Origin of the sequence: Chlamydia serpentis (assembly GCF_900239945.1) — a bacterium.
Lineage (GTDB): Bacteria > Chlamydiota > Chlamydiia > Chlamydiales > Chlamydiaceae > Chlamydia > Chlamydia serpentis.
Genome location: NZ_LT993738.1, coordinates 497,546 through 509,310, shown reverse-complemented (window position 1 = coordinate 509,310; position 11,765 = coordinate 497,546). Strand labels below are relative to the sequence as shown.

Here is an 11,765-nt window from a genome sequence, read left to right as displayed (position 1 = left end):
TGTCCAGGAACTTTCTATGTTTCTCGTCTCTCCAACTTAGGGTGATTGCGTTTTTTAATATTAGGATGACGTATGTCGTCGTTTTATTTGCCAAGTGTAAAAGTAGTGTTTCCTTCAATTTATAAATTAGAAACTCAAAATACTTCCTGCTTGTAGGTAATGCGTCATTGTTGATGATGAGATTGATCCTCGGTAGTCTAAGGATAACATCATATGAGGAAAAAGATGAGTTTGACTATGTATTGCATATCCTAAAGCATTGCGTGTGGGGTTGGGTCCTAAAGTCGACCAAGAACCTTGGCTGGCAAGGAGAGTTACACCTATCCTAGGGTTTTGTTGATAAAGTGTAGGTTGATAGGAGACTTCTAGAGTCCAGTCGGTAGGGATATGAAATTTTGATTGCCACTGACCCTGGATTCCTAAAGGTGCAGTGAGATTATAGAGAGGTTTCTGTGAGGTGAAGTTACGCGGATTGTCACCGATCTCGTGAAAAGCTGTTTGGTTGGAACGAATCGCAATTATCTGGAGAAAAGGGCTTATGTAGAAGTAGGAGCTTTTTTGCCAGGGAAGGGAGCATGCAAGCGCGGCTGCTAGGGTGTGACTATAACACCTGCCTTCTGCGTGTTCTTGATGTGTAGGATGTAAGCTATGGAGATGGTGATTTCCATAGCTATAAGCTAGAACTCCAGATGTTGCCAGTGTTTCTCTCAACCAGGGAAACTGAACATAAAGTGAGGAAACTACAGTGTGAGCAGCAACCCTATTTTTAGAACCAATCTCTTTAGTATTGCTGAATAATTGAGCGAAGCTGAGGGAGACTTTTTGATGTAGTGCAGTTTGAGTGGACGCATGCAGGGAGTAACCTGTGGAGTCTATGCGAAACCCTGAAGTATTAGGAGTACTATTTTGATGAACAAAAAGGCCCTCAGCTCTTCCTTGTGTTTCTAAGAAAGTATTTTGTTTAAAAGAATTTGCAGAGGTATCATAGCTTCTTAATATAGCAAAGACTGTATGGAACGATTGCCAAAGGGGAGTTGTAGCTAGATCGCCTTGATATTCAGGGTTTACCTTGTAACCAAGAGGAGTCCAACTTGCATAAAGATCTCTATGTAGGGTATTTGTTGTAGCCAAAGAATTCCCATTTGTTATTGTTATCGTTTCTAACCAGTAAGGAGACCATATTCCTTGGTAGCCATAATGTTTTGTAGCGTTTAGTGTTTCAGGATAAAAGTTGTCTGTATTAATATGGCGGGCGGCTACGTCAGATAGGGATAACAGATGAACGTTTTGTAAAGGCTCAGAAAGATTAAGGCTGTCATAGGGATCACGGTTATCGTTATTTAAAAGATTGAGAGGTCCTGACAGGGTGATTGTTGGATTATTGTCTTCTGTATAGGGAGGGCTTGATGTTATAGGACGGATCCAAAGAACAGGAGCTTTCCCTGTTTCTATAATAGAAGGGAGATCGATAGCTAGGTTATTGATAATGATTGCCGAGCCCACGCTTGTTTGGGGAGTATCAGCATTGATATTTGTTGAGATGCTTGTTCTGCTACCTAATTTAAGGGTTCCTCCTGTTTGGGTAAATTTATAGCATTCCCAACCTGCACGATCTTCAATAGACAAAATCCCATTTCGAAGCTCAATAGTATTTTTCGAAGTGTTAATAAAATTGTTTCGGTCCTGAGAGTTTTCGGGGACGTATGCTGAAGAAAATAATACTGTTCCTTGATGGCTCGGATTGGGGTTAAAAATTAAAGGATTTGTAGTGAGATGTGAATGTTCAATAGGATCATAAAAAGCAACCTTATACCCTTTGCGAGCTCCAATTTGTACATTGCTATTAGGAGTGCAGTGGATAGAATTGTATGTGCCGAGTGCACCTAGAAAAGTTGTATTATTTTGAAATACAATATCGCCATAGTCAGCAAAGAGTAGGCAGTTGCTATCTTGACGGAGCATGATAGCGCCTCCCCAATTCCCCTGATTGTTCGTGAAATGTACAGGACCACTATTTTTGATAGTTACAAACTGTGTACAAATAGCCCCTCCATCACGGCTACAGTAGTTATTATCGAAAGCAACAGTTCCAGGATTGTCATTTATAGAAAATGTGGTTGTATAGATTGCTCCTCCTGAACCATTTCCTGGAGTGGTAAGAGCGGAAAATGCTTTGTTATTGTTGAAAACCACTGCATTATAATTATTGCTAATTGTAACACCTGAGCTTGTGCTAATCGCTCCGCCAATTTTGGCATAGTTATCCTTAAAGTAAATAGGATATATATTATTGGAGATTACAGTATCTGTACTGGTGATTGCCCCTCCGCCTCCATCTAAGGTGATATTGTTCGCAAAAAGTATAGGTGCATTATTTTCTTGAATTTTACATTGGCCTTGAGTATAGATTGCTCCTCCTCCATTATTTGCCCAATTTTTTAGAAAATACATGGTTCCATGATTAGAAGAGATGACACAATCTCCAGCGCAAGCAATAGCTCCTCCAAAAGGCGTTGCTCCTGTATTCGCATTATTGAGCCCGCTATTACCAATAACAATTATCAGTCCCTTGTTGTTAATAATTTTACATCCTACTTCTGCATATATTGCGCCTCCTTGACCTTGTGCTTGGTTATTGCTCAAGAAAGCGTAGTCTTCGATATTGGCTAGAGTGAACTCTTTACAAGAAAATGCTCCTCCTTTTGAGACGAAAAATTCGAAGATACTATTTATAGATTTATAGTTAGAAAGCGTAATATCTTGAGTATTATCATGTCTGTTTCCATGAAATGTAGTAATTGGATTAGTTCCTGTAAGGTCAATTAATTTATCTAATAGAGGAAAACTCTTAGTAAACTCTTTCTCTATACCATAATCTGTGAAATAATCAGTTTGTATGCTATAGACTGAAGAATAGATTATTAGGATAAAGGTGAAAGAAATCCCAAGATACGATAAGAGTTTATTGTCAGTTGTTGATGCCAGAGATTTTCTAAATTTCATGTCTTTCACAACGATGGCTGCCTGGATAATTTATTATTAAAATTTTATTGTACTTGTTCCGTTCAGGTAGTGGCTTTGTGTGGATGAGGAAATGCCTAACGAATAGTCAAAAGAAAGTACTACCTTAGGAAAGAGCTGAATAGCACTTTTTACTTTGATAGCGCAAGCATTATAGGCTGTCGGAGTCGCCCTAGTGGTCCAAGCACCTCCACTAATTAATAACTTAGAATGTAGCTCAGGGTTTTTCCTGTATAAAGTTGGAAGATAGGAAATTTCTGTTAACCAGAACATGGGAATGCGCTGTAAAGTTTTCCAAGAAACACGCACGCCTAGGGGAAGAGCAACATTGGTTAGAGGATGATACATAGAAAATTCTCGAGCATGATCACCAACTTCTTTAAATGTAGCTAAATCCCCTCGGATTCCTAAAGCAGTAATGAAAGGATAGACGTGCAGAGACCTACTTTCAGGTTGAGGAAAGAAAATACAGGAAACAACCCCTGCTAAGGTGTGGTTATAGAAAACTCCATGAGAGCTCCCTTGAAGCAACCCGTGATAAGTATAGTGCGTATGTTGAGAGCTAAACATATAAGCTAAAGCCAGAGAAAATCTCATCCAATCTTTAAAGACAGGGCTTTCTAAATGCATTGCTGAAAAGTAGCTGTGAGATGATGTACTAGCTTGTGATTCCAGTTCTTTAGTTTTAGCAAAGAACTGGGCAAATCCTAAAGAAAATTTATGATTTTCAGATGGCCTTATAGAGCTCGTCGCACTGTAACCTGTAGTGTGACTGCGAAATCCTCTATAGCCTTCGTTGTTCTTTTGGTGGATGAACAGTCCTATTCCTTGTAGAGAGCCTTCTAAGATACTTTCTTGATTTGAATAAGAAAATGTTTGTAATCCCGCAAGAGCACTATAAGCCGATTGCCATAAGGTGTTAGCGATATGTTCTCCTCGGCGTTCGGGATGGGGACGGTATCCTAGCGGCGTCCAGTCAGCATAGAGTTGTTTGTGCTTTGTATTTGCTTCTATTAAAGACGTGGGATTTGTGATTGTTGTTGTTTCCACCCAATAGGGTGACCAAATTCCTTGGTAGCCATAATGTTCTCCGGAATTTAGTTTGGATATATCGAGTTGGGAGGAATCGATTTTTTGTGCAGTTACGTCAGAAAGATAGAGTAAGGGCACTCTGTTTAAGGGTTTTGAGAGGTCTAGACTGTCGTAAGGATCTTCGTTTTTATCGTTTACTAAAGTGAGAGGTCCTGATAGCCTAATTGTAGGATTAGGATCTTCAGTAAAAGTGGCGCCTGTTTGTGTTGGGTAGATCCAAATTTTTGGAGCCTTAGCTTTGAAAGAAAGAACAGAAGGGAGGTTAATCGTAATATTATTCAAGGTGATTAGGCTTCCTGCTGTCGTGGGTGTCCCACTTTCCGGTACAAGGCGTGCTCGAGTACAAATCACTGCGCCGTTTCCCAAACGCAAGGCTCCCCCTATTTGAGATAGCTTATAGCATGCAAGACCAGCGCGATCTTCAACAGCAAGGATTCCTCTACGGAGTTCTGTAGTATTTCTCAGATAAGAGAAAAAATTGCCTTCTTCAGTAGCATCTGGATCTACATTTACCCCTGAGAATAATATCGTGCCTTGTTGATCAGGTCTTGAATTGAGTAATACTGGTGAGGGTGTAGGATGTTCGTTTTCTATCGGATCATAGAAAACAACACTGTGGCCTGCAGAGGCTCCTATTTGTAGATTCATATTTGGAGTAGAGTGCAAAGCATTTCTATATGCAGGAGCAGTAGGGGCCAGTTTCGTAGCTTTATTATTGTTGAAAATAATATCACCGTTATCTGCAGATAACAGAAAAATAGTAGTTCCTGCACCCGAATTTAAGTTTAGGAGAGCTCCTCCCCAAGTTGCCGCATTGTTTAAAAAATATACAGGACCGTTGTTTCTGATGATAATAGATTTAGCATAAATAGCTCCCCCATTGCGTTGAGATTTGTTGTTATTAAAGATCACCCCTCCCGGATTATTTTCTATCGTGCAAACAATTGTAGTAAAAGCCCCGCCCCCAGGGTTATAAGTAGTTAGATAGGCATTTCCAAATGCCAAATTATTGCTAATTTCTATAAGTTTTTTATTGGATGATATTGTCAGTGTCTGAGATGCAAATATTGCGCCTCCTGATGAGGAGGCATTATCCTTAATTTGTATAGATCCAGAATTTCCTTCGATATTTACAGAGTTACCACTGAAAATACCCCCGCCTAAACTCTCAACGCCAATTGTTTGATTTTGATTGATTAGAATAGAACCTTTATTATCTTTGATGGATAAATTAGTTGTAGTATAGAGAGCGCCTCCTTTATTTAGGGTAGCATTATCTGTAAATATTCCCTTCCCTAAGTTATTTGTAATAGAGCAATTTGTTGCAAATAGAGCTCCACCGAATAATGATCCCGTAGATACTGTAGGATTTGCGGAGGCCATATTTGTAGTGAATGAATAATTTTGATTGTTAGAAATGGTACAGTTTTGAGCAGCATAAACAGCTCCACCAGAATTTGGACAGATATTCTTTTCAAAGAATATATTACCTCTATTTTCAGAAATAAGAAGGTTTCTACAGCTAATAGCCCCTCCGTTATCCTGATAATATTTATATTCCAAAATGAAATCATGCTGGTTTTTTGAAATTGTCACATCTTGGTTTTGATTATGAATGAATCCTAGTTGGTAGAAGTCTTTATCCGCAGGAGTTAATTTTTTAGACCTAAACAAATTAGAATTTTCATTTGCAAATAGAAAACCAAAAAGTGAGGAAATTATAATTCCAAAACAAAAAAATCTCATAGGCATTCATACATAGGATTTAATGATTTAATAATTAGTTAGTGATTTTATTGTCTATAAGTTCTTTTAGAACTTAAGTCTAAGTATATTAAAAAGGATTTTGCATCAAAATATGGTTGTTATTTTTTAGAGCAGTCATGCTAAAAAACAGTAGTGTATATAAATAGACTTTAGCAATTTAAAGAGCATTTATAAACTTATGTTTTATACCTAGCAGAATTTAGTAAGAGATTATTGAAATACAAGTGAGTCACTACATAAAATAGTGAAAATCGTTCCGATATTATCTTTAGAATCGCTTTCTAGTAGTTGAGAGTATTGTAACAATGGAAAAAACTCAAAGTTAAGGTCACTTTACTTCATTAAGGCACTCTCTAAAATAATTTGCGAATATTTTCTCTAAAAAGGATCAGAGAAAAATATATTAAGAGATCTTTAGACTAAAATATGCTTTCGGGATAGGAGTAAATTGTTGAGAATCGCAAAAGGTAACTAAAGGTCTAAAACGAAACAACGCAATTTGAATTTTTTATATTTTTGTTTTTACTGATGTTTAGTTTAAACGGTCTGAAGATCATATAAATTTCCTAATTAAAAATTAGAATTTACGAATAAAGCGTCATTTTAGCGGTTACAGTTATAGTGTTGTTTTAGTTGATGCCTACTACTACTATATGTGGGACTCAGGTACGCTTTAATTTGACCTATAGTACGTCTTTATTTTTGAAAAAAGGGGCTTACGAGTATAAGAGCAGAGACGCTGAAACTAATTATTTAAATATAGAATACAAGCGGTGTATGTTTTCTTCCTAAAGAGATCTTTCTATTTATATCACCCACTAGCTTTTTTCATTAAGGGAGTGTATCTTTATTGGATAAGTAAAGCTTCTTTACATAACCAATTTTAAGAGAATCTAAAGCTCGGTGTAACGTTTTTTTTTCTTATTCTAAAAAATAGATTCGATAATACGAATTTTTTCGTGTAGATAAATAAATTTATCTTTCTTTTTATTTTAATTTTATTTAAAATCTTTCCGCTTTATTTTCTTTTTTTAATAAAATTATGGTTTGTTCCTTTATTTTTTCCTGGGCTTCCGCAGTGCGACAGCATTTTATTCGCGCTTTCGATTTTACTCATCCCCTTTATTCACGTATTACAAATTTTGCTTTAGGAGTGATTAAAGCGATTCCGATTCTGGGGCATATGATTGTGGGAGTCGAATGGTTAATATCTTCTTGCCGCGAAGGAGTTGTTAGGAAGGCAACATTTACTTCTGAGGTTGCTAGTATTGTTAAAGTAGAAAAGATCCGTGGACGGGATTACTTACTTCCAGTAGAGCACTATTTGTCTAGCGTTAGGGTTAGCGTTTCCGAAGAAGACGTCGGGAAAGTACATGGTAAACTCCCAGAAAATCCTTTTGCAGATATGAAGTCTAAAGAGGATCTTCAATTCGTCTCTGGTCAAGAACTTGGTATGATAGGCAGAGCATTTCGTGGAATTCGTAAGAGGGTAACACAGGCCTATAAGGGAGTAAAGCAACCAGAGATGGAAGGTATAGCTCTCGTTGGTATTGCTCTTTCAAGTAATGAAGAATTTGTCAATTTCGTCCGTCTGGCTAATGGTATTCAGAAGTTACACCCGAATACAAGGATAACCGTCTATTTAATGAAAACAATTGATGATATTGAGGTTCTTCTGAGTAGAGATATAAACATCGATTGTACGATTTCTGCAAAGGAAAAGGATTTACTCGCTTCTTTAGGTCTAGATTCTACAATCGTGACTGTTTCGGTTTCTAAACCGAATTTATCTTTTGATTTCTATCGAAATTTTAACGCACCTAATATTGATCTTATCGTGAGTTGTTATGGAAGAGGTTTTGAAGAAAAATTTAAACCAGGATTGGCAATTCAGAATATTTTAAATCTTTCTCAACCTTCAGTTCAATGCATTTCCGTGACTTACGAACAAGAAGGCTTAGGTCACTATGATTTTTCTGAAAGGAAAGGATGGAAAGACCAGGAACATCTTCGCGCATATACTACTTTATCTTTACCTATTGAACGTAATTATATACTTACTTTGGGACTTGAGGCAAGTGCTTCTGGATTACTTTTAGATCCTTTTAGGGTCCATGCTCCTTTATCTAGGTCTCATTCTTGTCCTTCTTATCTTTTAGATATACAAGATGAAGAGTTACGTCGTTTAATATTAGCTGCTTTTCTGGATCCCTATAATATAGGTAATCAAGAGTTTCGTTCTGTTTCTATAAATTTTGGGAGCTCTCCCTCTGGGAAAAGGTGGTTAGACTTCCTAAAGCGTGTGTTGCAATCCGAAGACACTCAACATGTAGTTGTAGTGTGTAATGATCCTCAACTTTCAGCAACAGGATTTACTCCAGAGGCGGTCTCTGAATTGGCGAATGAGCTAAAAGAATCAGGTTATTCTTGTCTCGACATTACCTCAGTGAATGCTGAGGGAATTTTTGTTAGGCAAAGTTTAGTCTTAAATGACAATCCGAGTGCTAGGTCATATACAGTGATACTTACTGATCTGGCTGCCGGGAGCGGTGATATCCGTAGTTTACAACTGGCTTCCGATAGAATACTGGTCTCTACTGCTCTTGACGCTGCGGATGCCTGCGCTGCGGGATGTAAGATTTTAGAATATGAGGATCCAAATGAATCTTGGGCTCAGGAGATAGAGAGATTTTATCAGGAAGTCGAACAAGAAGAGAAACCATCAGGAATGATTGTTCCTAGAGACTATTTCAGAGCTAGAGTATGTGAAAGGATCGCTTCGGAGAGGAACTTCTTATTTATTCTCGACTCTGCTATTAAACGGGCATTTTGGTATAGCAAAATGCGTTTAGTCGCTACCGAAAGTGAAGCTTTAGGGGATGAATTAAGAAAAAAATTGGAGGCATATGTCCGTAGTTTCCCAGATTTGAAACCCCAATCACGAGCTAGAAAGGGTTATAGTCTCTCGGTGAATTTTACAGCTCTAGATCAAGCTATACAGAATACATGTCTAGATCAAGCTATACAGAATACATGCGACTCTTCTGATGAGAAAAGTTCTTCAGATGAAGTTTGATTATAGATAGTTTCTCATTGTGTTTTCTGAATTGTAAATTAATAGATTTAGTGGGTTTCTAAATCTATTAATAGAGGGATGTAATCGAGACTAGTATGAAGCAAGAACATAGGTTAATTCCTTCATCTCTTATCTTGACACAAAGATTTTGAATTTTATAAAGCCTCGCTTGTTGCCTGAAGAAGTTCTCAAGTAGATGCTGGTTAGTTTATTCTATTTTTTAAGACGGGTTATTCCTCATGGGCATAAGAAAATCAAGGAGTCCTTTAATCTACGAGTAGTCAACCTATAGATATTATCTTTAGAAATAGTTTTTGATGGTCGTGGTAAAAATACTAAAACATTTTCATCAGGACACAAACCAAAAAAAAATATTTCTAAAGAGTGCCTCCTTGTATCATAGTAACTGGATATCTTATCAAATTTTTATTGGATGAAGGGAATCATCGGACTCATTGTATTAAATCGCTCTTTTATTTAAGATTTTGGTTTTTAAGTCTCTATAAAATATTTTGCGTTGTGGCTTGTTCTTTTATCTCTTCTTGGTTTTCTGTTGTTCGGCAGCATTTTATTAGGGCCTTTGACTTCACCCGTCCTTTGTGCTCACGGATTACAGATTTTGCTTTAGGGGTTATCAAAGCGATTCCGGTTGTGGGGCATGTGATTATAGGAGTCGAATGGCTAATTTCCTCTTGCCGCGAACGAGTTGTTAGGAAGACAAAATTTACTTCTGAGGTTGCTAGTATTCTTAAAGTAGAAAAGACACAGGGACGCGATTACTTACTTCCATTAGAGCGTTATTTGTCTAGCGTTAGAGTTAGCGTTTCTGAAGAAGATTTAGGGAAGGTGCATGGAAAACTCCCAGAAAATCCCTCAGCAAATGTGACATCTAGAGAGATTTTAAATCTTCCCATGTATCAAGAATTCTGCGATCTAACCAAAACATTTGGTGTAGTTCGTAAGAGGGTAGCCCAAGCCTATAGGGGGGTAAAGCAACTAGAAATTAAAGGTCTTGCTCTTGTTGGTGTCGCTCTTTTAGATCAGGAAGAAACTATCAATTTCGTCCGTTTGGCTAATGGTGTGCAAGAGCAGTATCCCAATACCTCGATAGACCTTTATTTAATAAGAACAGTTGAGGGAAACGAGGATTGTATTGTTTCTAAAGAGAGGATGGCAGCACTTCGTTCTCTAGGTTTAGATCCAAAAATTAAAATTAGATCAATTCCTAGACCATGTTTGTCTCTTAGTTCCCCTGAAAGTCTTCCTATGGGTTCATCTAGTTATAGTCTTATGATTAGTTATTATGGCAAAGAACAACCCTTAAAAAAACAAACTGAAATCCAGGGTATTTTAAATCTTCCTTTAGAGGATATTCGGTGTATTGCTGTGAAAAATCAGGAAAATGCCTCTTTTCCTGATTTTTGTTTTTCTAAAAGTATGCCCTGGACTGACGAGGACCATCTTGCTGTATACTCCGCCTTATCCGAACCTTATCCAAAACATAGCCTAGTTACCTTGGGACTTGAGGCAAGTGCTTCTGGATTACTTTTAGATCCCTTTAGGGTCCATGCTCCTTTATCTAGGTCTCATTCTTGTCCTTCTTATCTTTTAGATATACAAGATGAAGAGTTACGTCGTTTAATATTAGCTGCTTTTCTCGATCCCTATAATATAAGTAATCAAGAGTTTCGTTCTGTTTCTATAAATTTTGGGAGCTCTCCCTCTGGGAAAAGGTGGTTAGACTTCCTAAAGCGTGTGTTGCAATCCGAAGACACTCAACATGTAGTTGTAGTGTGTAATGATCCTCAACTTTCGGCAACAGGGTTTACTCCAGAGGCGGTCTCTGAATTGGCGAATGAGCTAAAAGAATCAGGTTATTCCTGTCTCGACATTACCTCAGTGAATGCTGAGGGAATTTTTGTTAGGCAAAGTTTAGTCTTAAATGACAATCCGAATGCTAGGTCATATACAGTGATACTTACTGATCTGGCTGCAGGGAGCGGGGATATCCGTAGTTTACAACTGGCTTCCGATAGAATACTGGTCTCTACTGCTCTTGACGCTGCGGATGCCTGCGCTGCGGGATGTAAGATTTTAGAATATGAGGATCCAAATGAATCTTGGGCTCAGGAGATAGAGAGATTTTATCAGGAAGTTGAACAAGAAGAGAAACCATCAGGAATGATTGTTCCTAGAGACTATTTCAGAGCTAGAGTATGTGAAAGGATCGCTTCGGAGAGGAACTTCTTATTTATTCTCGACTCTGCTATTAAACAGGCAATGTGGCGTGAAAAAGTAGACAATCTAATGTTAATTGAGCTCGAAGTCTTAAGAGTATCATTGATCTTAGAGGCGTATGTTAAGAACTATATAAATATTGGAGGAACCCAACGAGCTGAAAAAAGTATCCAATTGTTTATAAACTGTAACGAGTTAGATCAAGTTATACAGCAAGTATGTTATCCTCCTGAAGAAGACGATAGTGATTCGGAAGAAAGTTTTTTGGAGAAGTTCTGGAAGGAATAAGAGGGAATAAACTAGACTGGGTGTTTACTCTAATCCGGAAGTGATATTGTTCTTGAGGTTGATGTTTCAAAAGACTCTCTAGATTGTGTTATAAAGTAAGTTTTTTCTGTTTGCGGATATCGGTGTTCGTTGCTTTTCTTAATCTTAATCTAAATATTTAGATATTGAATACTGCACTATGATTTTTTTAGGATTTTATAATAAGTCGTACCGATCTCCGTCGCTTTGCAACTAGGATCCGAACAAAAAATGGGTGCGAATCAGTCCAGTATAACAGATGTTT

4 protein-coding genes are annotated in these 11,765 nt (G+C 37.6%); 2 read left to right on the top strand and 2 right to left on the bottom strand.

The genetic code is table 11. The features are described from left to right. Positions 1 to 126: 126 nt before the first annotated feature. Both C834KP_RS02110 and C834KP_RS02105 read right to left on the bottom strand, forming a co-directional pair. Complete coding sequence (locus C834KP_RS02110; RefSeq protein ID WP_108896550.1) at positions 127 to 3,003, bottom strand: polymorphic outer membrane protein middle domain-containing protein; 2,877 nt, start codon at positions 3,001 to 3,003, stop codon at positions 127 to 129. Between the two features lie 36 nt (positions 3,004 to 3,039). After that, entirely contained in the window at positions 3,040 to 5,859 is a 2,820-nt protein-coding gene (locus tag C834KP_RS02105) for a polymorphic outer membrane protein middle domain-containing protein (RefSeq protein WP_108897130.1), read from the bottom strand. A gap of 1,063 nt (positions 5,860 to 6,922) precedes the next feature. Here C834KP_RS02105 and C834KP_RS02100 point away from each other — a divergent pair. Then, on the top strand, positions 6,923 to 8,956 hold the full coding sequence (locus C834KP_RS02100) for a DUF562 domain-containing protein (RefSeq protein ID WP_108896549.1): 2,034 nt from the start codon (positions 6,923 to 6,925) through the stop codon (positions 8,954 to 8,956). A 519-nt stretch (positions 8,957 to 9,475) separates the two neighbouring features. Further along, on the top strand, positions 9,476 to 11,482 hold the full coding sequence (locus C834KP_RS02095) for a DUF562 domain-containing protein (RefSeq protein ID WP_162295474.1): 2,007 nt from the start codon (positions 9,476 to 9,478) through the stop codon (positions 11,480 to 11,482). The last annotated feature ends 283 nt before the right edge of the window (positions 11,483 to 11,765 follow it).